Genomic DNA, 23,437 nt, shown 5'->3' with positions numbered 1-23,437 from the left:
ATCGGGGCCGGCTTGTGGCCGTCCCCGATCCCCGCCGGGTCGATCGGTGAAGCGGGAGGACCAGGACTAGCTGGTCTTCTCCCACTCGCCGGCGTTCCACAGCGCACCGTTGTACGACTGCATGTACACCTTGTCGATGCCCCGGAAGCCCCACATGGACGGGGTCTGGAACAGCGGCAGCGTCGCGTAGTTCTCCGCGATGAACTTGTCGGCTTCCTGGTACGCCTGCGTACCGGTGGTCTCGTCGGTCGCCGAGACCGCCTTGTCGAAGGCCGTCTTGATGCGCGGGTCGTTCAGGCTCTGGTAGTTCTGCGCCCCACCCTGGTCCTTCGGGATGTAGATGGAGGGCTGCTCGGCCTTGAACGGAGCCGACGACCAGCCGAACAGGGCGATGTCGTACTCACCCTTGTCCAGGTTCCCCTTGAGGAAGTTCGGGTCGGTCTGGTCGGTGATCTCGATGCCCGCGGCCTTGGCCTGGGCGATGATGATCTCCACGGTCTGCTTGCGGCGGTCGTTCTGGTTGTGCGTGATCGTCACCGAGAAGCGCTGGCCGTCCTTGGCGAAGATGCCGTCGGCACCCTTGACCCAGCCGGCGTCGGTCAGCGTCTTGGCCGCGGCCTCGGCGCCCTTGCCCGCCTTGTCGCTGTACAGGTCGACGTAGCCCTGCTCGCCCGGGTAGAAGACGATGCTGTTCAGCGGCTGCGCGTCGGCCTGGACCTCCTTGAGGAGCTTGTCCACGATCTCCTGGCGGTTGACCACCTCGAAGAACGCCTTGCGGGTCTCCTGCTTCTGGAAGATCGGCTTGGCGAAGTTCAGGTCGAGGTGCTCGAAGGTCAGCTGCGAGGCCGAGCCGTAGGTCACGCCCTGCGCCGCGAGGCCCTTCATGGTCGCCGCCGCGGTGGCGTCCGGCTGGGTCGACGCCGCGACGTCGATCTCGCCGTTCTGCAGCGCGGTGGCCATCGCCTTGGTGTCCTTCATGGCGCGGACGACGATCTTGGCCGGGCCGCCCTTCTCACCGATCCAGAGCGGGTTCTTCTCCAGGGTCACCGACTCCTGGTTGGCGTCGAAGGCGGCGATCTTGTAGGGGCCCGAGCCCGGCATGGTGGCCGGGTCGAAGTCCTTGAACTTGTTCGTCCAGTAGTCGCCTGCCTTCTTCAGCTCCTCGATGGGGCTGGTCAGGGTCAGCTTGGTGATGTCGGCGATGCCGGTCTGCTTCTCCACGATGTGCGCGGGCATCATCGCGGTGGAGTTGAACATGCCCTTGTAGTCGAGGTAGGGCGCTTCGAACTTGGCCTCGAAGGTCAGGTCGTCCTTGCAGGTGGCCTCGTTGACCAGGCTGTAGCCGGCGGAGGACGCGGAGTTGAAGACCGGCGTCTCGCCGTCCTTCACCTTGCCGCTGTGCGAGAGCCAGCCGAGGTAGAAGTCATCGCAGTCCCAGGCGTCGCCGTCGGACCACTTGACGCCGGGCTTGATCTTCCACTCGACGATCTGCGGCTCCTTGGACGTGACCGTCCACGACTCCAGCACGTCGTTGTTGAGCAGCACCTTGTTGTTGCCGTCGAGCACGTCGGCACCGGAGAGCACCGTGGTCAGCACGTAGGTGTTGTACGAGCTGTTCGAGTCCGGCGTGTCGTTGTTGTACGCCGAGAAGCCCTGGTCGATCCCGACGATCACCTGGTCGCTGTTCGCCGCGGCGCCGAGCTTGAAGTTTTCGCCGCTCTGGGCCTTGCCCGTCGCCATACTTTTGATATCGGCGCTCGAGCCCGTGTTCGGGTCGCCGCCCTCGTTGCCGCCGCCGCCACTGCACGCGCTCAACAGGAGCGCGGAACCGGCGACCAGCGACAGGGCGGAGACTGCTTTGCTTCTCCTCATTTACGTGTGCCCTCCTAGCACTGGGTCCCGGGGCATCGGACCTGGGGACCCACCCGCCCCGGATAGTTGAGCCGGAGCTTATGACACGCCAAGCAACCCTCAATTGGCGCACTGCGGGTGCACGCTAGAAAGCGCGGGCACGCCCGGTCACCAGTTACCGCGTGATCGTGACCAAAGGGTGACTTCCCACCAACGTCCGGAAATACAACAGTTACCGGCCGGTACCGACCGCGCAACGGACCTCACCCGGACGCAACACGGGGCCGGGTGTTCACCCGGCCCCGTGGTGTAGTCAATGATCACTCAGTCGTGCGCATACCTACTTGGTGACGGCCCACTCGCCGACATTCCACAGCGCGCCGTTGTAGGACTGGTTGAACACCCTGTCGATGCCACGGAAGCCCCACATGGACGGGGTCTGGAACAGCGGGAGCGACGCATAGTTTTCCGCGATGTACCGGTCCGCCTCCGCGAAACCCTGCCGCGCGACGCCCTCGTCGGTGGCCGCGATCGCCTTGTCGTAGGCCATCTTGATCCGGGGGTCGTTCAGGCTCTGGTAGTTCTGGCTGCCGCCCTGGTCCTTGGGCACGTAGATGGGCGGCTGCTCGGCCTTGAACGGAGCCGCCGACCAGCCGAACAGGGCGACGTCGTACTCGCCCTTGTCCAGATTGCCCTTGAGGAAGTTCGGGTCGGTCTGGTCGGTGATCTCGATGCCCGCGGCCTTGGCCTGGGCGATGATGATCTCGACCGTCTGCTTGCGGCGGTCGTTGGTGTTGTGCGTGATCGTCACCGCGAAGCGCTGGCCGTTCTTCGCGAAGATGCCGTCGGCACCCTTGACCCAGCCCGCGTCGGTCAGCGTCTTGGCCGCGGCCTCGGCGCCCTTGCCCGCCTTGTCGCTGTAGACGTCGGCGAAGCCTTCCTCACCGGGGTAGAAGACCAGGCTGTTCAGCGGCTGGATGTCCGCCTGGACCTCCTTGAGCAGCTTGTCCACGATCTCCTGGCGGTTGACCACCTCGAAGAACGCCTTGCGCGTGGCCTCCTCCTGGAAGATCGGCTTCGCGAAGTTCAGGTCGAGGTGCTCGAAGGACAGGCGCGGTGCCGAGCCGTACTTGACGCCCTGCGCGGCCAGGCTCTTGAGCGTGTTGGCCGCGGTGACGTCCGGCTGGACCGAGGACGCGACGTCGATCTCGCCGTTCTGCAGCGCGGTGGCCATCGCCTTGGTGTCCGGGATGCCGCGGACGAGCACCTTCGCCGGGCCGCCCTTGGCGCCGATCCAGTTCGGGTTCTTCTCCAGGGTGACCGCCTGGCCGTTCTGGTCGAAGCCGGTGATCATGTACGGCCCGGAGCCGGGCATGAGCGCCTTGTCGAAGTTCTTGAACTTGGTGTTCCAGAACTCGGCGACCTTCTTCAGGTCCTCGAGGTTGCTCTGCAGGTTGAGCGTCTTGACGTCGGCGATGCCGGTGCCCTTCTCCACCACGTGCGCCGGCAGCACGGCGGTGGAGTTGAACATGCCCTTGTAGTCGAGGAACGGGCTGGAGAACTGGGCCTCGAAGGTCAGGTCGTCCTTGCAGACCGGGGCGCTGACCTTGTCGTACCCGGCGATGGATGCCGACTGGAAGACCGGGGTGTCGCCGTCCTTGACCTGGTTGCTGTGCGAGAGCCAGGCCAGCCAGAAGTCGTCGCAGTCCCAGGCTTCGCCGTCGGACCACTTGACGCCTGGCTTGATCTTCCACTCCACGACCTGCGGGCTCTCGGACTTGACCGTCCACGACTCCAGCACGTCGCTGTTGAGCAGGACCTTGTTGTTGCCGTCCAGCACGTTCGCCCCGGCCAGCACCGAGGTGAGCACGAAGGTGTTGTACGAGCTGTTGGCGTCCGGGGTGTCGTTGTTGTACGCCGAGTACCCCTGGTCGATGGCCACGGTGATGGCGTCGCTGTTCGGCGCGTCACCGAGCTTGAAGTTGTCGCCGGTCTGCGACTTCCCGACGGCCATGCCCTTGATGTCCTCGGCCGAGCCGGTGTTCGGGTCACCGCCCTCTTCCGTACCGCCGCTGCAGGCGCTCACCACGAGCGCCGCGCCGGCGAGCACCGAGACGACCTTGACCGCTCTGGTTCTCCTCATGTCGGTTGTGCCCTCCTAGCACCTGGCCGCGGCAGTGGCCGCCGGCCGTTGGTGCACGCTAGAAAGGCTGCCTCCCCCTGGTCACCAGTTCAGTGGTGATCGTGACCAAAGGGTGACGAGCGGCACAACTTCGCAAATCACCCGCGACACGGGCGGTCAGTTGGTCCCGCGCGTCCAGTTCACCGCGTTGCCGAACGGCCCGGTCATCGGCGGTCCCTGGCTCACACCGGAGACGCCCTTGCCCACCGCCAGCGTGTCGGCGAGCTGGAACAACGGGATCGACACGAACCGCTGCCACAGCTCCGGCTCAATGGTCTCGACCACTCCGGCCGGGGAGCCGAGGTCGGTCAGCGCGGTCTCGATGCGCGGCTGCAGGCTCTCGTCGCAGAACGCGGCCGGGTTCGCCGCGACCACCGGCAGCGCCGGGGTGCTCTCCGGCTCGGGTGTGCGGCAGCCGAATTCCGAGGCCAGCGTCAGCGCCGGGCTCGTGCTCACGGCCTGCGGCACCACCGCGATGTCGACCCCGACCCCACCGTCGGCGGGCGGCAGTTGCGCGTCTTCGCCGACCGGCGGGGCGAGCAGGTTCGAGAACAGTTCGCGGGGCTGCGGGTTGATCATGCGCACGTCCACGCCGGCCGCGACCAGCTGCGAGGTCAGCTCCTTGGCGATGGTCGCGTACGGCTCCCGCTGCCCCGGCGAAGCGACCACAAGGGACAGTTGACGACCGGTGGAATCCCGCCAGGTTCCCGCATCCCGGGTGTAGCCGGCGTTGGCGAGCAGTTCACCGGCCTTCGCCGGGTCGGGTACACCCGGCGCCCCGCTCGCCGGAATGGTCGGCTGGTAACCGGGCACCGAAGGCGGGGTCAGCAGCGAATCGGCACGCAACTGCGCCGAAGCACCACCCTTGGTGCCCTCGTCGATCAGCTTGGTGCGGTCGAGCAAGGCGGCGATCGCGCCACGCACCCGGTCGTCGTCGAACTCCGCGCCGGTCGGGCGCAGCAGCACGGTGGCCAGCCGCGGCTTGGCCACGGTGTGCAACCGGACGGACTCACCGAGTTCACCGAGCAGCTTGAGGCCGGTGGAATCGGTGCGGGACAAGGAAAACTGCACTGTGCCACTGCGCAACGCGGCCGCCGTGCCCGCCTGGTCGGCACGGCGCAGCACCAGGCGGTCGACCGCGGCGGGCTTCTCCCACCAGCGCTCGTTGCGCTCCAGGATGATCTCACCGCGGTCGCGGTCCAGCGTCTTGATGGAGAACGGGCCGCCGTAAGCCGGGAAACCGCCCTCGAGCGCGGCACGCCAGCCGCCGGGGGCGTCCTTGAACAGGTGCTGCGGCAGCAGGCCGCTGAACAGGGTCTTCCAGCCGGGGTACGGCTTGGCGAAGGTGACCTCGACGCGCTTGCCGCCCTCGCGGGACTGGATGTCGGAGATCAGCCGGTAGCCCGCCGGATCCACCACGCCCGGCTCGTCCTTCATCGCGTTGGCGAGGTAGGCGAAGTCCTCGGCGGCGATCGGCGCGCCGTCGGACCAGGACGCGTCGGGCCGGATGTCGTAGGCGACCACGAACGGCATGTCCGAGCTGACCTGTGCCGAACCCGAGATCACCTCGGCGGCGTCCATCAGGTTCTTGTCCAGCCGCGGGGTGCCGTCCTCGCCCGCCCGGAACACCGACGGCAGGAGCAACTCGGCCAGCGCCGAGGTGACGGTCGAGGAGTCGGCCAGGTTGTGCGGGTTGTACCCGCCCACGATGTCGTCGACGCCGATGACGATCTGCGAGGGCGTCTGGCCCGGCGGCGTGGACTCCTCGGCGACCGGGGTGCTCACCACCGGGGGCGGCGGGGTGTTGGTGCACCCGGCCAGCGCCGCGGCGGCGAGGAGCCCCATGGCGCCCAGCCGCGGCCCGCGCACGCCGCGTCCGGTGGTTCCGCGCCTCAACCGCAACTGCTCACCTCTCGCTCGCCGGACCGCCATGCTGCCATGGACAGCGATCGCCCCGACACCGGGTTTGGCCCGCCCGTCGCCCACCGCCGCCCTCAACGGAGCTACGCGCAGTGCTCGCCGTCGCCCACCGCCGCCCTCAACGGAGCTACGCGCAGTGCTCGCCGTCGCCCACCGCCACCCTCAACGGAGCTACGCGCAGTGCCCGCCCGTCGCCCCCTAGAGAAGAAGACGCGCGAGCCCCACCGCCGGTTCCGGCCGACCCGGGTCAGCCGCGGTTCTTGGCCCGGTTGCGCTCCTTGGCCCTGGTGTTCACGTCCAGCGTGACCTTGCGGATCCGGACCACGTCGGGCGCGACCTCGACGCACTCGTCGACGGCGCAGAACTCCAGCGCCTCCTCCAGACCCATCTTGCGCGGCCGGGCCAGCGTCTCCATCACGTCGGCGGAGGACTGACGCATGTTCGTCAGCTTCTTCTCCTTGGTGATGTTGATGTCGAGGTCCTCGGCACGCGGGTTCTCGCCCACGACCATGCCCTCGTACACCTCTGCGCCCGGCTCCACGAAGAAGCTGCCGCGGTCGGCCAGCTGGATCATCGCGTAGGCGGTGATCGGGCCGGAGCGGTCGGCGACCAGCGAACCGCTGTGCCGGGTGCGGATCTCGCCCGCCCACGGGTGGTAGCCCTCGAACACGTGGTTCGCGATACCGGTGCCGCGGGTCTCGGTGAGGAAGTCGGTGCGGAAGCCGATCAGGCCACGCGCGGGCAGCACGTAGTCCAGCTTGATCCGGCCGGTGCCGTGCCCGCCCATGTGCTCCATCTTGCCCTTGCGGGCGGCCAGCAGCTGGGTGATCGAGCCGAGGTGCTCCTCCGGCGCGTCGATCGACAGGCGCTCGAACGGCTCGTGCACCTTGCCGTCGATGACCCTGGTGACCACCTGCGGCTTGCCCACGGTCAGCTCGAAGCCCTCGCGGCGCATCTGCTCGACCAGGATCGCCAGCGCCAGCTCACCGCGGCCCTGGACCTCCCAGGTGTCCGGGCGCTCGGTCGGGATGACGCGGATGCTGACGTTACCGATCAGCTCCTGGTCCAGCCGGGCCTTGACCAGCCGCGCGGTGACCTTGTCGCCGCCGTTGCGCCCCGCCAGCGGCGAGGTGTTCACGCCGATGGTCATCGAGATGGCAGGCTCGTCCACGGTGATCCGGGGCAGCGCCTCCGGGTTGTCCAGGTCGGCCAGGGTGTCACCGATGGTGATCTCGGGGATGCCCGCGATCGCGACCAGCTCACCGGCGCTGGCCTCGGTGGCCGGGACGCGGGTGAGGGCCTCGGTGACCAGCAGCTCGGAGATGCGCACGGAGTGCACCGAGCCGTCCTCGCGCAGCCAGGCCACGGTCTGACCCTTGCGCAGCTTGCCCGAGTGGACGCGGATCAGCGCGATGCGGCCGAGGAAGTTCGACGCGTCGAGGTTGGTGACCAGCGCGCGCAGCGGGCCGTCGGGGTCGGCGAGGGGCGGCGGCACGTGGCGCAGCAGGGTCTCGAACAGCGGGTCCAGGTTCTCGCTCTCGGGCAGCGCACCGTCGGCGGGCTGCTCCAGGGCGGCCTTGCCGGCGCGGGCCGAGGCGTAGACCACCGGCAGGTCGAGCACGGCGTCGAGGTCGGCGTCCTCGATGTCACCGGCCAGGTCGAGCAGCAGGTCGTGGGTCTCCTCGACGACCTCGCTGATCCGGGCGTCCGGGCGGTCGACCTTGTTGACCACCAGGATCACCGGCAGCCCGGCCTCCAGGGTCTTGCGCAGCACGAACCGCGTCTGCGGCAGCGGCCCCTCGCTGGCGTCGACCAGCAGCACCACCCCGTCGACCATGGCCAGGCCGCGCTCGACCTCACCACCGAAGTCGGCGTGCCCGGGGGTGTCGATGACGTTGATCGTCACCGGCCCGTCCTCGGTCTGGCGCCGGATCGAGGTGTTCTTCGCGAGGATGGTGATGCCCTTTTCGCGTTCCAGCTCCCCGGAATCCATCACGCGGTCGACCATCTCGGCCCGTTCGGCGAAGGCGCCGGACTGGCGGAGCATGGCGTCGACCAGGGTGGTCTTGCCGTGGTCGACGTGTGCGACGATGGCGACGTTGCGCAGGTCGGGCCGGGTCCGGCCGAACGTCCCGCGGTCGGTCCCGGCGGCGATGACACTGGCTGCGGGCACGCTCGAGCTCCTGATACTTCGGAATTGGGTGGCGACCGCGGATACCCGTGTTGGAAACCAATCCAAGGCACGCGAGAGCGGCGCTGGTCATACGCGATCACGAACAGGATACCTGCTACACCCGTGTGACCAGGGCCACGGTGTCTTCTGCCCCGCCTCCGGCGGAGCGGTGGGGTCGCTTTTGAGCCGGTCACCGGCCTGGGACGCGCCTCGCCGTGCGGCCTTGGCGCACCCCTGGCCGGTGACCGGCGCGACCCCACGAGCCGCTCCGAAGTGACCGAGGGGTCAGCCAGATCTAACCTGAAAGGCTCCGAGACGGGCCGCTACCGGGGGAGTGTGTGTGGGCAAGAAGCACAAGGGTGATCCGAAGGCGCTCGTGCGCAAGTGGATCAAGGCGGGCAAGGTCAAGAAGAAGTGCTGCCGGTCCGATCCCCGCTGCAAGAAGTGCCCGGTGCTCGCGCTGAAGAAGGCGAAGGCCAAGACCGCCGCCTGAGGTCCCGCGCGCTCAGTGGGTGAGCGCTTCGTTCAGCCGGTGCAGTTCGGGCGCGGTCCGCGTGGCCGAGAACTCGATCACCTCGTAGCGCGCCAGGTGCTGCAGCGCGAAGGGGTCGGTGGCCAGGATCGCGTCCAGTTTCCCGCGGGCCATCGGCCGCGCGACGATCACGCCGCCGACGCGGGGGTTGCGCCTGCCGGAGGCGAGGAAGTGGTGCTGTTCGTACTGCCGCGTCAGCCAGGCGACGTGGTCGGGCAGCACGTAGTCGATTTCTTCCAGCGGTGCCGTGTAGTTGACCAGTACGACATACATCCGTTCACGGTAACTCCGGCCTTCGCCGGTGAACACCGTTCATCACCTGGTCGATGCGGGTCCGATCCCTTAGAGTGGGCGGCATGCGCGCTTCGTCCCAGATGTGGTGGCCGCCGACGGCGGCCTGAGACTTGCGCGTGACAAACCGGCCGCCCGTTCGGGTGGCCGTTTTTCGTGTCGGCACCTTGAGCGAGCGGCGCCGACCCGAAGGGAAATCCCGTGATCCGGCTCTCCGCCATCACCCCGTCCGGCCACGTCCACCTCGGCAACCACCTCGGCGCGATCCGCCGCTGGGCCGCCGAGGGCGCGCCGGACGACCTGTACTTCATCTCCGACCTGCACGGCATGACCGGTGCGCACAACCCGGCCGTGCTGCGGTCGCTGGCCAGGGAGCAGCTCGCGGTGCTGATCGCGGCCGGGGTCGGCGAGCGGACCGTGTTCGTGCAGTCCGATCTCGCCCGCGAGCTGGGCGCGCTGACCTGGATCCTGGAGTGCACCTGCAGCTACGGCGAGGCCGCGCGGATGATCCAGTTCAAGGAGAAGAGCAAGGGCCAGGCCGGGGTGCGGCTGAGCCTGCTCACCTATCCGGCGCTGATGGCCGCGGACATCCTGCTGCAGGGTGCCACGCAGGTGCCGGTCGGTGAGGACCAGCGGCAGCACGTGGAGCTGGCGCGCGTGCTCGCGCGGCGGTTCAACGCGACCTACGGCGAGGTGTTCACCGTGCCGGAGGCCGTGCTGCCGCCCGCCGCCGCGCGCGTGCGGGACCTGAGCGACCCGACCAGGAAGATGTCGAAGTCGACGCGCGATTCGGTCGGGGTGCTGTTCGTCCTCGACGACCCGGACGCGCTGCGGCGCAAGATCAAACGGGCGGTCACGGACGGCGGGAGCGAGGTCGTCTACGAGCCGGAAACGCGGCCTGGCCTGGCGAACCTGCTGGACATCCTGGCCGGGTGCCTCGGCGGCTCGCCCGCCGAGCTGGCCGCCTCCTTCAGCTCATATGGGGCGCTGAAGGAGGCGGTCACCGAAGCCGTCATCGAAACCCTCACGCCCATCCGGACGGCGGCGCGGTCGCTGCTGGCCGACCCGGCGGAACTGGACCGCATCCGGAAACAGGGCGCCACGCGCGCCGCGGAACGAGGCGAACACCGGCTCGCTTCAGCCCTCCGCCTAGTCGGCGCCGGTTGAACGCTATGAGTGGGGCATTACTTGCGTTCAATGCTAGTAATGCCCCACTCATAGCATTGCCCCAGCAGCGCGGTCAGGTGTGGGATGAGGATCCGGTCCGCCGGTAGCCAGTCCAGGGACTCCAGGTCGGCGGCGGAAAGCCAGCGCAGGTCCCGGTGTTCCACGGCCCGCGGCTCGACGTCGGGCTCGATCAGCGCCGCGTAGATCCGCAGCACGGAACCGCCCGGCAACGGCACGTCCGGCCCGACCCGCTCCCCCACGGTGATCGCCGCGTCCAGTTCCTCCAGGCACTCCCGCCGCAGAGCGTCCACTTCGGACTCATCCGGCTCGACCCGGCCGCCGGGCAGTTCCCACTTGCCGTCCGCGTCCGCCGGCCAGGCCCGCTGCTGCGCGAGCAGCTTCCCGTCCCGCACGATGGCCGCGCCCACAACCGTCTTCACAAGCGCGGCACGCTAGCCGACCGCCACCGCACCTCGAACCGCGCCCCGCCCTCCGGCGACTCCCCGACCTGCACCGAACCACCGCGCCGCCGCACCGCCTCGGCGACCATCGCCAGGCCGAGCCCGGTGCCGCCCGAGGTGCGCGCCCGGTCGTCGGCCACCCGGTAGAACCGGTCGAACACCCGGTCCCGGTGCTCGGGCGCGATGCCGGGGCCGTCGTCGTCGACCACCACCCGCACGCTCGACCGCCCCGCCAGCACCGACACCACGATCTGCCCGCGCGCGTACCTGGCCGCGTTGCGCAGCAGGTTGTTCAGCACCAGCTCCACCTCGGCGTGCGACGCGTGTGCCCACGCCTCCCCGACCGCACCGGCGATGCGTGTCTCCGGCGCGTCCGCGGGTATGCGCGCGACCGCGGCCCGTGCCTCGGTGACCAGCTCGACCGGCTCGGCGGCGGGCAACTCCCCCGCGTCCGACCGCGCCAGCGCGAGCAGCCCATCCAGCAGTGCCGACAGCCGTTCGGCCTCGGCGAGCACGTCGGCCAGCGTCTCCTGGGCCAGTTCCGGATCCGGGTTCGCCACCGCGACCTCGGCCTGCACCCGGATCGAGGCCACCGGCGACCGCAGTTCGTGCGCGGCGTCCCCGGTGAACCGGCGCAGCCGTTGCGCGGCCTCCTCCTGCCGCGCGAGCAGTTCGTTGAAGTCGGCGGCGAGCGCGCGCAGGTCGTCGTGCGCGGACGGCAACGGCAACCGCGCCCCGGCGGGCAGCGCCCGTACCGAGCGGCGCATCCGGGTGACCGGCCCCAGCGCGGACCGCACCCCCAGCCAGGTCGCCATCGCGGCCACCAGCGCACTCAGCAAGGCCACCCAGACCAGCCAGAACGCCCCGTCGGACACGGCTTCGTGGAACCCGACCAGCCCGGTACCGACCACCACCAGCCGCTGCGAGCCGTCCGGTTCGGTGACCACCGAGCCGAGCCACCGCCAGCGCGGGCCGTCACCCCCGTCGCCGGTCCGCACGGCCAGGCCGGATTTCAGCTCGCGGATCTCCTGCGGACCGAGTCCGGGCGCGGGCGGCAGCCCGTCACGCGGCGCGCCCGCGATGTCCAGCACCCGGACGGTCACCCCGGACAACGGCGTGGCCGGGCGCCCGGCGGCGACCTCGGCGATGGCCGGGGCCAGCGCCTGGTTCAGCTCGAAGTCGACCGACCGGATGAGCAGCGGCCCCAGCCCGCGCCCGGCGATCAGCGCGAGCCCGGCCAGGCAGGCGAAGGTGACCGCGGCCGAGACCAGCGTGATCCGGAAGCGCAGGCCGCGGCGGTTCCACCAGGTCACCCCGGCGTCAGTACTTCGTCGAGCTGCGGGTCGGAGGCCAGGTAGCCGTGCCCGCGCACGGTGCGCACCACCGAGCCCGCGCCGACCGCGTCCAGCTTCCGCCGCACGTATCCCACGTACACCTCGACGACATTACGGGTGGCGGCCTGCTCGTCACCCCACACCGCGCGCAGCAGCTCGTCCTTGGTCACCACCGTGCCCGCCCGGCTGACCAGCACCTCCAGCAGGGCGAACTCACGCGGGCTCAGTGCCACCTGCTCGTGGCCCCACTTGACCTCGCGTGAAGCCCGGTCCACCTGCAGCGACCCGATGCGCAACGGCCCACGCGAGCCGTCCGGGGCCGCCCGCCGCAGCACCGCGCGCACCTGCGCGACCAGCACCACGAACGAGAACGGCTTCACCAGGTACCCGTCGGCGCCCAGGTCCAGCCCGTCGGCCTGGTCCACCTCGCCGTCCTTGGCCGAAACCAGCAGGACCGGCGTCTGCACGCCCTGCGCCCGCAGCGCCTGGAGCACGCGGTACCCGGACAGGCCGGGGAGCATGATGTCGAGCAGCACCACGTCGAAGGCACCGGTCTCGGCGAGCTTGAGCGCGCTCGGCCCGTCCGCGGCGGCGAGCACTTCCATGCCCTCGGCCCGCAGCCCGCGCTGCAGCGCCTTCCGCACACCCGGCTCGTCGTCGACAACCAGTACCCGTGGTTTCACGATTCTCAGAATGCCCTGATCGCCGGCTTGCGCGGCTGATCTCTCAGCGCCCTCTCAGCATCACGCGGCATCTCAGCCCCATCTCAGCCTCAGGAGGGAAGCCTGGCTCTGGGGAATCCTCCACACTTGCACTACCGACCACAGGGAGATCACGAGATGCAACCCAGGAAGAAAGCACTCGTCGCCGCGGCCTCGGGCACCGCGATCGGCCTGGCCGGGCTGGCTTTCATCGCCATGCCGGCCGGCGCCGGTGAGGCCCCGCCCGAGCTGCCAGCGGTCAGCGCCGAGGACCTGGTCCAGTCCGTGCTCACCGCACAGGCACCCGCGCTGAGCGGCACGGTGACCGTGTCCGAGCAGCTCGGCCTGCCCGCCGTACTGCCCGGCGTCGGCACGCTCGACCTCGACGAGGCACGCGTGTTCAACGACGGCAACGGCAAGACCAGGCTGGCGATCAAGCAGGGCGGCGCCGAGAACACCGTCGTGCACGACGGCGCCACCGTCTGGTCGTACAACTCCGCCGACAACACCGCCACCAAGGTCACCCTGCCCGCGGGGGCAGGCCACGGCCAGCACGAGGGGATGACCGAGGACGGGCAGCTCACCGACCCGACCGCGGTCGCCGGGCAGCTGCTCCAGGCGGTGCGCGAGTTCAGCACGGTCACCGTCGACGGCACCGCCAGGGTCGCCGACCGCCCGGCCTACGAGCTGGTGCTCACGCCGAAGCCGGACGAGCGGACGCTGCTGCGCGAGATCCGCGTGGCCGTGGACTCCGAGACCCGGCTGCCGCTGCGCATGGAGGTGCTGACCAACGGCACCACCGAGCCGGCGCTGGAGATCGGCTTCAGCGAGTTCGCCGTCGAGCAGCAGCCCGCCGACCTGTTCGCCTTCACCCCGCCCGCCGGGGCCAAGGTCGACGAGGTCACCCCGGAGGCGAAGCCCGACCAGGCCGAGGCCGACAAGGCCAAGGAAGCGGTCGACCCGCAGGTCGTCGGCGAGGGCTGGGACTCGGTGATCACCGGTCGCGTCCCCGCGGACGCGCTCGCGGGCGGCAAGCTGCCCGCCGAGGTCGAGGGCCAGGACGGCAGCGAGGGCCTGGACGTGCAGGCGCTGCTCGGCCAGATCGCCAAGCCGGTCAGCGGGCCGTTCGGCACCGGCCACGTGATCACCACCAAGGTGGGCACCGCGCTGCTGACCGACGACGGCCGCTTCGCCGCCGGCGCCGTGCCGGAGCAGGTGCTGATCGACGCGCTGGGCGCGAAGTGACCACCACCCATCAGGGGGTACCCGAGGTGGCCGTTCCGGAAGGAGCGGCCACCTCGGCCGTCCCACTGGCCGCGAAGACCCGCGGCCTGCGCAAGGTCTACCGCGGCACGGTCGCGGTGGACCAGGTCGACCTCGACGTGCCGTCCGGTGCCGTGCTCGGCATGCTCGGCCCGAACGGCTCGGGCAAGACGACCACCATCCGCATGCTGCTCGGCCTGGTCCGGCCCACCGAGGGCGAGGTCGAACTGCTCGGCGAGCGCATGCCCGACGGCGCGGGCCGCGCGCTGCCGGACGTCGGCGCCCTGGTCGAAGGCCCCGGCTTCCACCCGTTCCTGTCCGGCCGGGAGAACCTGTTCCGGATGGCCGCCGCCGAACCGCGACTGTCCACAGGGGACATCCCGGGTGCGGTGGCCGCGGCGCTGGACCGGGTGAACCTGACCGGTGCCGCGCACCGGCGGTACCGGGGGTACTCGCTGGGCATGAAGCAGCGGCTCGGCCTGGCCGGGGCACTGCTGGTGCCGCGCCGGATGGTGGTGCTGGACGAGCCGACGAACGGGCTGGACCCGGCGGGCACCCGCGACATCCGCAAGATCATCGCCGAGCTGCACGCCGCGGGCACCACCGTGGTGGTCTCCTCGCACCTGCTCGCCGAGGTCGAGGCGACCTGCACGCACGTGGCCGTGCTGCACGCCGGCACCGTGGTCGCCCAGGGTGAGCTCGCCGAACTGCTGGAGTCCGGTTCGCCGAACCTCCTGGTGTCCACTCCGGACACCGAGCTGGCGATGGAAGTGCTGCGGGAGAACCGGATGCCGAGCAAGCTGACGCCGGAGGGGGTGCGGGTGGACCTGAGCACCAGTACCCCGCCGCAGGTGCTGGAAACGCTGGTGAAGGCCGGGGTCGGGGTCTACGAGGCCCGCCGCGCCCGCACCGGGCTGGAGGACCTGTTCGCCCGGCTGACCCAGGACGAGCCCGAGCAAGAGGAACGCGCATGACCGCCCTGACGTCTTTCCGGGGGTCCGGGGGTCCCCCGGCCGACCACAGCACTGCCGCTTTGCCGCACACCACGCCCGCACGGGCGATCGGCGTGCCGCGCCTGCTGCGCGCGGAACTGCGCTGGATCTTCCGCCGTCCGCGCACCCTCGCGGTGCTCGGCCTGCTCGCCGCGATGCCCGCGGTCATCGGCATCGGACTGACCTTTGTGGACGGTCCGCCGAGCGGTGGCTCCGACGGGCCCAACAACGGTGGTGACTCGCTGCTCGTGGCCGCCGCAGGCAACGCGCTGGTGCTGCCGATCGCCGCGCTGACCATGGGGCTGGGCCTGCTGTTGCCCTTGGCCGCGGCGATGGCCAGTGCCGACGCGCTGGCCGGCGAGTCGTCCCACGGCACGCTGCGCGGCTGGCTGCTCTCCCCGGTGAGCCGGGGCAGGCTGCTCGCGGTCAAGGCGCTCGGCGTCGGCGTGGTCGTGCTGGTCGCGGTCACCGCGATGGCCGTGGTCGGCGTGGTCACCGGGGTGATCCTGAACGGGACCGACGCGATCTTCACCCTCTCCGGCACCACCCCGGGTTTCGGCGCGGTACTGGGGAAGATCGCCATCGCGGTGCTGTGGGTGACCCTGCAGGCGTGGGCGATCGGCGCGGTGGCGCTGGCGATTTCGGCCTGCACCGAGCACCCGATGCTGGTGGTCGCCTCGCTGCTGGGCGGGGTGATCGTGTCCTCGGTGCTGCAGCTGCTCGACTCGCTGTCGTGGCTGCACCCGTTCCTGCTGAACTCGTCATGGGAGGCGCTGGCCGACGTGCTGCGCGATCCGGTGCCCACGTCGAGCCTGCTCGAAGGCGCCATCCGCGCGGCGTGCTACATCGCGATCGGACTGTCGCTGGCGTACGCGCGCATCATCACGAAGGACGGCTGAGCACGGCGATTCCGTCCGGGTCGAGCCTGAGCCGGACGGAATCGCCCGCTTCCAGTTCGGCGAGCACCGGCGCTGCCGCGTCCACTGTGGACCCGTCGTCGAGGCGGACCTTCAGCCGGACGTGGTCGCGCCGGTAGACCTGCGAGACGACTTCGCCGCTGATACCGGTTTCCGCCTTGCGCAGCGCGGTCGGCCGCAGTCCCAATCGGACCGGCCCTTCGACGTTCGCGCGGACGTCACCGAACGACGAGCTGAGGACGCCGTCCCGGCCCGTCGCGTCCACGAACGCCGTCACCCCCAGGAAACGCGCCACCCGCTCGTCCACCGGCCGCCGCCAGACCTCGCGCACCGGGCCCACCTGGCGGATCCGGCCGTCCTCCAGCACGGCGACCCGATCGGCCAGGGTGAAGGCCTCCTCCTGGTCGTGCGTCACCAGCAGCGTGGTCACCCCGGCGCGGCGGAGCAACGCGGCCAGGTCGATGGCCAGCTGTTCCCGGAGTTCGGCGTCCAATCCGGACAGTGGCTCGTCCAGGAGCAGCAACCGCGGCCGCGGTGCCAGCGCGCGGGCCAGCGCGACCCGCTGCGCCTCGCCACCGGACAGCTCGGTCACCCGGCGGCGGCCGTATCCCTTGAGCCCCACCAGTTCCAGCAACTCGGACACGCGCGCGGCGTGCTCGGCCTTCGGCACCCGGTGCATGCGCAGGCCGAACGCGATGTTGCCGGCGACGTCCCGGTGGGGGAACAGCTGGCCGTCCTGGAAGACCAGGCCGAACTCCCGGCGGTGCACCGGCAGCCCCGCCAGGTCGGTGCCGTTCCAGCACACCCGCCCGTCGCTCAGCGGCTCCAGCCCGGTGATCGCCCGGAGCAAAGTGGACTTCCCGGAGCCCGAAGGTCCCAGCAGCGCCAGCACTTCCCCGTCGCCGATCTCCAGCGAGGCGTCCGCGACGGCGGTGAGCGAGCCGTAGCGCACGGTCAGGTGCTCGGCTGTGAGTGGCATCAGAACTCCCCGGTCGACGGCCCGAGCCGGTCGATCACCATCACCACGGCCGCGGTGAGGAGCATCAACAGCACGCAGGCCGCGTACGCCATCTGACTGTTCAGGTCGCCGGGCCGCGAGATCAGCGCCGCGATCGCCACCGGCAGCGTCGGTTCGCCAGGCCGGGCCAGGAAGCTGGTGGCACCGAACTCGCCGAGCGCGATCACGTACCCGAAGCCCGCGGCGGCCACGAGCGTTCGCGCGGCCAGCGGGAAGTCGATCTCACGCCAGACCCGGGCCGGACTCGCGCCGAGCGTGGCGGCCGCCTGCCGCAGCCGCTCGTCGACCGAGCGCAGCACCGGCAGCACCATGCGCACGATCATCGGGATGATCACCAGCGCCTGCGCGAACGGGACCAGCAGCGGTGAAGTGCGCAGGTCACCGGGCAGGTCGTCGAGGGTGACCAGGTAGCCGAAGCCGACCGTCACCGCCGAGACACCGAGCGGCAGCATCAGCGCGGCGTCCATGGTCTCGCCCGCTCCCCTGGCGAACCGGCCGGGCAGGCGGCGCAACGACACCAGCACCACCGAGGCCAGCACGCCGACGCACATCGCCAGCACGGTCGCGTCCGTCGCGGTCCGCAGTGAGCGCGACGCCGCGTCCCAGCCGGACACCGGCAACGCGCCGCCGGTCGTGGCGAGCCCTTCGAACCCGGCGATGCTCGACTTCAGCAGCAAGGCCACGATCGGCGTGAGCAGCAGGCCCAGCACGGCGACCGCGGCGGCGACCACCCACCATTCGCCGCCTTCGGGCCGTCGCACCGACTCCGCGGCGGCCCGCAGGTGCAACGCGGTCTCCCGGCGGCGGCGCGCGAGCGCGCCGATCACCAGCGCCGCGACCACCGCGAGCAGTTGCACCAGCGAGAGCGCGGCCGCGCCGGACAGGTCGAGCAGGTTGACCGTGCGCAGGTAGATCTCGGTTTCCAAGGTGCGGAACCGGCCGCCGCCCAGGATGAGCACCACACCGAAACTGGTGGAGCAGAAGAGGAACACCACGGCCGACGCGGAGAAGATCGCCGGGGTCAGGCGCGGCAGGGTGACCGAACGGAACGCCTGCCACGAAGAGGCGCCCAGCGCCCGCGCGGCTTCCTCCGCTCGTCTGTCCAAATGGGACCAGAGCCCGCCGACCGTGCGAGCCACCACCGCGACGTTGAAGAACGCGTTGGCCAGCACGATCGACAGCACACCGCCGTCCGGCCAGAGCGCGCGGAAGGCCAGCCCGACGACCACGGTGGGCAGCACGAACGGCACCAGCACGATGGTCCGGACCAGCGCGACACCGGGCAGCTTGAGCCGGGCGAGCACGAATGCGATCGGCAACCCGGCGAGCACGGAAAGCACGGTCGACGCGGCCGCCTGCCCCACGGTGAACCCGGCGAGCCGCCAGGTCGACGCCTGGCCCAGCACCTCGGCCACCCCGCCGTCGCCCAGACCGAGCCCGAGGATCGCGGCGACGGGCCAAGCGAAGAAGACGACCAGGAAACCGAGGGGCAGGAGTGCGAGGAGTATCAGCCCTCGATGAGTCCGCGCCACTGCTCGATCCACTGCTCGCGGTTCGCCTGGATCTCCTCACCCGGCAGCGAAGCGGGCTTCGGCGGCTGCGGCGCCGCCTGCACCCAGCTCGCGGGCAGCTCGACGCCCTCGCGCGAGGGGTAGACGTACATGTTCTCCGCGACCGTGCTCTGGAACTGTTGCGAGAGCAGGAAGTCGACCACGCGCCCGGCCTTGTCGGCCTGCTTGCCACCGGCCAGCAGCCCGGCGTACTCGACCTGGCGGAAGCAGGTGTCCAGCAGCGCCTTGGTCCGCGGCTTGCCGTCTTCGGCCAGTTCCGCAGCGGGCGAGGAGGCGTAGGAGACGACCAGCGGCCGCGCGCCCTTGCCGGAGGAACCGGAGAACTCCTGGCTGTAGGCGATTTCCCAGCTGCTGACCGCCTTGACGCCGTTGGTCTTCAGCTTGCCCCAGTACTCGGACCAGCCCTGCGGGCCGTACTTGGCGACCGTGCCGAGCAGGAAGGCGAGGCCGGGCGAGCTGGTCGCCGGGTTCTCCACCACCAGCAGGTCCTTGTACTGCGGGTCGGCCAGGTCGTCGAAGGTCTTCGGCTCGGGCAGCCCCTTCTCGGCGAAGTAGGCGGTGTCGATGTTCACGCACACATCGCCGACGTCGACCGCGGACAGCCGGTGCTCGGGGTCGATGGCGTAGCGCTGCGGGCCGCGATCGGCCTCCGGGCTGGTGTAGGGCTCGAAGACGCCCTCGGCCAGCGCGCGGGAGGCGAAGGTGGAGTCGACGCCGAACGCGACGTCGGCGATCGGGCTGGCCTTGGTCAGCACCAGCTTGTTCGTCAGCGCGCCCGCGTCCCCCTCCTTGAGCACCTCGATGCGGATGCCGGACTGCTGCTGGAACGCGTCGAGGATCTCCTGCGGCGCGGCGAACGAGTCGTGCGTGACCAGCTTGATGGTGGTCACGTCGTCGCCCGCCGGTTCCTCGGATCCGGAGAACAGCGTGCAACCGGCGAGCAGCACCCCAGCCGCGCACAGCACGGCCGCCGTGCGGACGGTGCGTGTCATGGGCCCCTCCTTGCTCGGGATCACCGGCGGCAGGCGAGGGCGGACCTCCCTACGCCGGCGTGATCCGGTTCAGGTGCGAACGGTCGCGGGCTCACGCCCGCCTCTCAGCCCGGCGCACCGGACTCCCGTGGCGAAGGTGCAGCGTACCCGCCGGGGTACCACCATGGGGTCATGGCGGAACTATTGAGTGATCAAGAACTGGCCGAAGCCCTCTCCCACCTGCCGCGCTGGAGCCGCACCGGGGACGCACTGGAGGCGACCGCGTCCCTACCGTCCTTCCCCGCGGCGATCGCCGTGGTCAACCGGGTGGCGGAGATCGCCGAGAGCGTCGACCACCACCCGGACATCGACATCCGGTGGCGCGAACTCACCTTCCGCCTCTCGACTCACTCGGCCGGCGGATTGACCGCGAAGGACACCGCGCTGGCCGCCCAGATCGACGCCGTCCTGGACGTGACTTCGGCCACAACCGAGTAACATATGGCCTGATCAACGCGGTGTCCCGGGCGAAACAGCACCCAGTTCTTAGGACGCGCCCATGAACAACGCCGCCCCCGCCCTCACCGCCGCCCAGCGCGCCTGGGTCACCACCGTGGCGACCGCGACCACCCTGATCGCCGTCATCCTCCTCGGCATCGCCGGCTGACCGCCCGACTCATCGCCGAGCCGGGCGAGTTCCCGTCCGGCTTCGGCGAGCAGTGGGTCAATAGTGAGGCATGTTCGGTATCGCCTTCTCGGCGACCTCGATGAGCGCCTCCACCTTCGACACGTCGGCCGCCACGTCGTCCGCGGTCACCGAAGGTGCCTCCGAAGAGCGGTAGGCGACTTCGTTGCGCCGGACCCGCATCCGGTTGAAGGGACGCAAAACCGAGCCCAACGGGGGATCGAGCTGCGCGAGAACGGCTTCGTAGATGGCGATGTGCCCTCCACGGCTCGTCGCCCGCAGGCCCTGGTTCTGGTTCTGGTTCTGGTTCTGGTTCTGGTTCTGCAGTATCGCCGCCAGCGCACGACGTGCACCGTCGTAGGCGAGCGTGTAAGACCCCTCCGGGTCCGAGCCCAGCAGCTGCCGCGCCGACGCGACGTGCGTGCGAGCCCGAACGAGTTCGGCCTCCGCGGCCTCCTGGAAAGCCGGTACGTGCTCGACCGCACCCCGCGCGATGAGCGCGTCGATCGTTGTGCGACCTTGGTTCCACCGGGTCATCGGGTCTCCACGTTGAGGTTCAGGCGAACCAGCGGACGCTCACGAACGCTGGTGAGGAACGGATCCGAACTCTCCGACGCCCACGACTGCGACGAGATCCGATGGACGTTGACTTCGCGGCCGAGACGCCGCGACACGTGTTCGGCCGAATCGAAGAGCTCGTCCGGGTCGGGCGATCCGACGACCAGGACGTCGACATCACCCGGCGGCGGACCCGGTTCACCGCTGTAGCGCGCGGCCCAGGACCCGTAGATGTAGGCGTCGTCCACGCCAGCCAGCTCGGACAGGGCTTCGGTCAACAACGGCATCGGCCCGAACGTGACGGCGATGACGTCACTCAGTGGCCGGTAGAGGGGGGTGTCCGTACGGGCTTTGACGAGCCGGGTCCGGCCCACCCGCCGGTCCTCCAGGATGCCGCCGGCGGTCAACCTCTCGACTTCGCGCAGCACCGCGGTGGGCGACACGCCACACGCCGCAGCGAGTTCGCTGATGCTGTACTCGCGGTGCGGGCACAGCAAGACGAGCGCGAGCAGCTCACCCTGCATGCGTGAGCGCAGCAGCGGAAGCAGACTCGGCGAAGGTTTCATTGAACGCAGCATATCCTGCGCCCAATGAAAGTAACAACTAGTTACCGGCCATCACGGCCCGAGTTGGTCAGACGTTGAAACGGAATTCGACCAGGTTACCACACCGTGCAACACTTCAAGGGTGAGTGGACCTCGTCGCTGCGCCATCTACCTACGAGTCAGCTTAGACGCGACCGGCGAGCAGCTAGCTGTTCAGCGGCAGCGCGCGGACTGCCAACGCATCGCTGACCAGCGACAATGGCACATCATCGGCGAGTTCGTAGACAACTCCATCTCGGCATCCGACAAGCACAAGGCACGGCCGGGATACGACGCGCTGGTCTCCGCATACGAGGCCGGGGAGTTCGACGCGCTGGTGTGCTGGGACCTGGATCGGCTCACCCGTCAGCCCCGCCAGCTTGAAGACTGGATCGACGCGGCGCAGGACCGCGGCCTGCTGCTAGTCACGGCGAACGGCGAAGCCGACCTATCCACCGACGGCGGCCGGATGTTCGCCCGGATCAAGGCCACCGTGGCCCGCAGCGAGATCGAACGGAAAGCCGCACGTCAACGCGCCGCCGCGCTCCAGCGTGCCGAACGAGGCAAGCCGCCGCTCGGCGTCCGACTGACCGGCTACTCCTCCACTGGTGAAGTCATCGAGGACGAGGCCGCAATCGTGCGGCAACTGTTCGACCGGTTCGCCGCCGGGGACTCGCTTCGAGCACTGGCGATGTGGCTCACCGAAGCCGGAGTCGCCACCCGCCACGGCCGCCCATGGAACCCGTCGAGCGTTCGCACGATCCTGACGAACCCGCGATACGCAGGTCACGCGGTGTACCAAGGCAAGACGAACGGCAAGCAAGGAGTCTGGGACGCCATCGTCGAAGACGAGGTCTTCAGGTTGGTCGAAGCCAAGCTAGCCGATCCACGCCGCAAGACCCAGCAGGGAACGGATCGTAAGCACCTCGGCGCCGGCCTGTTCGAGTGCGCGAAGTGCGACTCGAAGGTTCGCTCATGGTCAGGCAACCGGTACCGCTGCCCCAACGGCTGCCTGACTCGCTCCCAACAGCAGATCGACAAACTCGTGATCAAGACCATGCGAGAGAGGTTGAGCCGTCCCGACCTTGCCGGCTTGATCACGCCGAAGGAGTCCGCGCGAGCGAAGGCTGCCAGCGAGGAAGTCAAGCGGCTGAACGAAAGGCTGGAACGCATCGAAGCGGACTACGATGCGGGCGACATCGACGGGCCTCGCTACAAGGTGTCGACCGAGAAGGTCAAGGCGGAACTCGCGAAAGCACGGCTCACCCAAGTGCGACTGACCACTCGGAGCGCTGCAGCATCGACGCTATCCGCAGTCGACCCCGTGGCAGCGTTCGACGCCGCTCCGCTCATGATCCGTCGGAACGTGGTGGATGCGCTGTGCTCGGTCAAGCTCTCACCGACGCCGCGCGGCCGGAAGACCTTTGACCCGAACTCCGTGGACGTCGTATGGCGGGAACACCGGTAAGCCATATCGTCACTCAGTGTACTCAAGCCAGTAGATCGACATGCAGAACCGGACGATCTACGCTGGTCCAATGGGGGATGACTTTAAGAGCACGGTGACTATAAGTCACTGGCTAGATGAGCTGACGGCACCTGCTGCGCAAGCCGAGTCCTTCTCAGGTGGGGAGATCCTCGCTCGTGCCGCCACTCTCCGCGAGATGCGCTCAACCCTCACTCCTGATCAGCAGAACGCCGTCCTGGCTCAGCTTCCCCGCGGCTACGCCGGGGGTTTCGAAGCATTCGCTACGCGCTTCCGAGCGAGCCAAGAACAACTCGCCGGCAACCATCAGCAGCGACTTCACCTGCTGAAACGCGCCCAGAACCTGCCCTACGTGGCTTACGAGGCACTGCTCCAGCACACGACGAAGACCGTATTCGGAGCATCGGCCGCGAGTGACCTGACCGCTGACTGGAGTCCCGGCGCACCTCCAGATATCCATGCCACGAACCTCGCCAAGGCTCACACCTTGCTTCGGCTGGTCAAGCTCCTGCTCGTCTTGTCCTCGGCTGGCCGACGAAGGTTCCCCACCGCGCTGGCACCGGTACTGCTCTTCCTGATGCTGGAAGTACTTCCCGCCGCGAAAAACCCAGCGGGACCCGAGAGTCGAAAGCGAAAACCCGACCGTGCGCTACGGCCACCAGGCCGCAACCTGCGATCGAAACCACGCGTCGCCAGAGCACCCGGATACGCCGCGCCCCTTACCGCCCTACACGGTGAAGGGTCACGTCAGGCCGTGCGCGTTCGGGGGAGCGCCATAGC

Annotated in this window: 20 protein-coding genes; 7 read left to right on the top strand and 13 right to left on the bottom strand. The window is 69.6% G+C overall.

Annotated elements, in window-relative coordinates; translation table 11 throughout:
* Positions 1-66 precede the first annotated feature (66 nt).
* The 4 genes from L3Q67_RS16330 to typA all read right to left on the bottom strand — a co-directional run bounded on the left by L3Q67_RS16330 (position 67) and on the right by typA (position 8,126).
* Positions 67-1,872 (bottom strand): ABC transporter family substrate-binding protein, encoded by a 1,806-nt coding sequence (locus L3Q67_RS16330; protein WP_499190310.1) that lies wholly within the window; start codon positions 1,870-1,872, stop codon positions 67-69.
* Between the two features lie 319 nt (positions 1,873-2,191).
* Complete coding sequence (locus L3Q67_RS16325) at positions 2,192-3,994, bottom strand: ABC transporter family substrate-binding protein (protein ID WP_499190309.1); 1,803 nt, start codon at positions 3,992-3,994, stop codon at positions 2,192-2,194.
* Between the two features lie 156 nt (positions 3,995-4,150).
* Positions 4,151-5,878, bottom strand: a complete 1,728-nt coding sequence (locus tag L3Q67_RS16320) for an ABC transporter family substrate-binding protein (protein ID WP_499191551.1) — start codon at positions 5,876-5,878, stop codon at positions 4,151-4,153.
* Positions 5,879-6,200: 322 nt separating this feature from the next.
* Positions 6,201-8,126, bottom strand: a complete 1,926-nt coding sequence (typA, locus tag L3Q67_RS16315; RefSeq protein WP_499190308.1) for a translational GTPase TypA — start codon at positions 8,124-8,126, stop codon at positions 6,201-6,203.
* Between the two features lie 340 nt (positions 8,127-8,466).
* On the opposite strand from typA, the gene L3Q67_RS16310 reads away from it, so the two are divergent.
* The gene (locus tag L3Q67_RS16310; protein ID WP_209662336.1) at positions 8,467-8,619 is read left to right on the top strand and encodes a hypothetical protein; all 153 of its coding nucleotides are present in this window, start codon (positions 8,467-8,469) and stop codon (positions 8,617-8,619) included.
* 12 nt (positions 8,620-8,631) lie between these two features.
* Here L3Q67_RS16310 and L3Q67_RS16305 read toward each other — a convergent pair whose 3' ends face one another.
* Positions 8,632-8,931 (bottom strand): YciI family protein, encoded by a 300-nt coding sequence (locus tag L3Q67_RS16305; protein ID WP_209662337.1) that lies wholly within the window; start codon positions 8,929-8,931, stop codon positions 8,632-8,634.
* A gap of 219 nt (positions 8,932-9,150) precedes the next feature.
* On the opposite strand from L3Q67_RS16305, the gene trpS reads away from it, so the two are divergent.
* Complete coding sequence (trpS, locus tag L3Q67_RS16300) at positions 9,151-10,116, top strand: tryptophan--tRNA ligase (protein WP_499190307.1); 966 nt, start codon at positions 9,151-9,153, stop codon at positions 10,114-10,116.
* A 17-nt stretch (positions 10,117-10,133) separates the two neighbouring features.
* Here the strand turns inward: trpS and L3Q67_RS16295 are convergent, their stop codons facing one another.
* Genes L3Q67_RS16295 through L3Q67_RS16285 form a run of 3 tightly spaced genes read right to left on the bottom strand, consistent with a single transcriptional unit; the run spans position 10,134 to position 12,606 of the window.
* The gene (locus tag L3Q67_RS16295; protein ID WP_499190306.1) at positions 10,134-10,556 is read right to left on the bottom strand and encodes a (deoxy)nucleoside triphosphate pyrophosphohydrolase; all 423 of its coding nucleotides are present in this window, start codon (positions 10,554-10,556) and stop codon (positions 10,134-10,136) included.
* The gene (locus tag L3Q67_RS16290) at positions 10,553-11,890 is read right to left on the bottom strand and encodes a sensor histidine kinase (protein WP_499190305.1); all 1,338 of its coding nucleotides are present in this window, start codon (positions 11,888-11,890) and stop codon (positions 10,553-10,555) included. The genes L3Q67_RS16295 and L3Q67_RS16290 overlap by 4 nt, the downstream gene beginning before the upstream one ends.
* The gene (locus L3Q67_RS16285) at positions 11,887-12,606 is read right to left on the bottom strand and encodes a response regulator transcription factor (protein WP_499191550.1); all 720 of its coding nucleotides are present in this window, start codon (positions 12,604-12,606) and stop codon (positions 11,887-11,889) included. Before L3Q67_RS16285 ends, L3Q67_RS16290 begins: the two co-directional genes overlap by 4 nt.
* Positions 12,607-12,750: 144 nt before the next feature.
* On the opposite strand from L3Q67_RS16285, the gene L3Q67_RS16280 reads away from it, so the two are divergent.
* Genes L3Q67_RS16280 through L3Q67_RS16270 form a run of 3 tightly spaced genes read left to right on the top strand, consistent with a single transcriptional unit; the run spans position 12,751 to position 15,766 of the window.
* A complete protein-coding gene (locus L3Q67_RS16280; RefSeq protein ID WP_499190304.1) occupies positions 12,751-13,857 on the top strand; it encodes a LolA family protein in 1,107 nt (368 codons plus the stop codon).
* Between the two features lie 26 nt (positions 13,858-13,883).
* Positions 13,884-14,849: an ABC transporter ATP-binding protein gene (locus tag L3Q67_RS16275; protein WP_499190303.1), complete on the top strand. Its 966-nt coding sequence runs from the start codon at positions 13,884-13,886 to the stop codon at positions 14,847-14,849.
* Positions 14,846-15,766 (top strand): ABC transporter permease subunit, encoded by a 921-nt coding sequence (locus L3Q67_RS16270; RefSeq protein WP_499190302.1) that lies wholly within the window; start codon positions 14,846-14,848, stop codon positions 15,764-15,766. The genes L3Q67_RS16275 and L3Q67_RS16270 overlap by 4 nt, the downstream gene beginning before the upstream one ends.
* On the opposite strand, the gene L3Q67_RS16265 is transcribed toward L3Q67_RS16270, so the two are convergent.
* Genes L3Q67_RS16265 through L3Q67_RS16255 form a run of 3 tightly spaced genes read right to left on the bottom strand, consistent with a single transcriptional unit; the run spans position 15,750 to position 19,365 of the window.
* On the bottom strand, positions 15,750-16,763 hold the full coding sequence (locus L3Q67_RS16265) for an ABC transporter ATP-binding protein (RefSeq protein ID WP_499190301.1): 1,014 nt from the start codon (positions 16,761-16,763) through the stop codon (positions 15,750-15,752). The genes L3Q67_RS16270 and L3Q67_RS16265 overlap by 17 nt on opposite strands.
* Positions 16,763-18,334: an ABC transporter permease gene (locus L3Q67_RS16260; protein WP_499190300.1), complete on the bottom strand. Its 1,572-nt coding sequence runs from the start codon at positions 18,332-18,334 to the stop codon at positions 16,763-16,765. Before L3Q67_RS16260 ends, L3Q67_RS16265 begins: the two co-directional genes overlap by 1 nt.
* Positions 18,310-19,365 carry a thiamine ABC transporter substrate-binding protein gene (locus L3Q67_RS16255; RefSeq protein ID WP_499190299.1) on the bottom strand — a complete coding sequence of 352 codons (1,056 nt, stop codon included), beginning with the start codon at positions 19,363-19,365 and terminating at the stop codon, positions 18,310-18,312. The genes L3Q67_RS16260 and L3Q67_RS16255 overlap by 25 nt, the downstream gene beginning before the upstream one ends.
* 171 nt (positions 19,366-19,536) lie before the next feature.
* On the opposite strand from L3Q67_RS16255, the gene L3Q67_RS16250 reads away from it, so the two are divergent.
* Positions 19,537-19,842, top strand: coding sequence for a 4a-hydroxytetrahydrobiopterin dehydratase (locus tag L3Q67_RS16250; RefSeq protein ID WP_499190298.1), 306 nt, complete (start codon positions 19,537-19,539; stop codon positions 19,840-19,842).
* 226 nt (positions 19,843-20,068) lie between these two features.
* On the opposite strand, the gene L3Q67_RS16245 is transcribed toward L3Q67_RS16250, so the two are convergent.
* The gene (locus L3Q67_RS16245) at positions 20,069-20,566 is read right to left on the bottom strand and encodes a hypothetical protein (protein ID WP_499190297.1); all 498 of its coding nucleotides are present in this window, start codon (positions 20,564-20,566) and stop codon (positions 20,069-20,071) included.
* Positions 20,563-21,111, bottom strand: coding sequence for an ArsR family transcriptional regulator (locus L3Q67_RS16240; RefSeq protein WP_499190296.1), 549 nt, complete (start codon positions 21,109-21,111; stop codon positions 20,563-20,565). Before L3Q67_RS16240 ends, L3Q67_RS16245 begins: the two co-directional genes overlap by 4 nt.
* Before the next feature lie 163 nt (positions 21,112-21,274).
* Here L3Q67_RS16240 and L3Q67_RS16235 point away from each other — a divergent pair, with 163 nt between their 5' ends.
* A complete protein-coding gene (locus L3Q67_RS16235; protein WP_499190295.1) occupies positions 21,275-22,639 on the top strand; it encodes a recombinase family protein in 1,365 nt (454 codons plus the stop codon).
* The last annotated feature ends 798 nt before the right edge of the window (positions 22,640-23,437 follow it).

Origin of the sequence: Saccharothrix sp. AJ9571 (genome assembly GCF_021725495.1) — a bacterium.
Classification (GTDB): domain Bacteria; phylum Actinomycetota; class Actinomycetes; order Mycobacteriales; family Pseudonocardiaceae; genus Amycolatopsis; species Amycolatopsis magusensis.
Note: the sequence above shows the minus strand (reverse complement) of the source record. Positions and strands in the feature narration are given on the sequence as shown.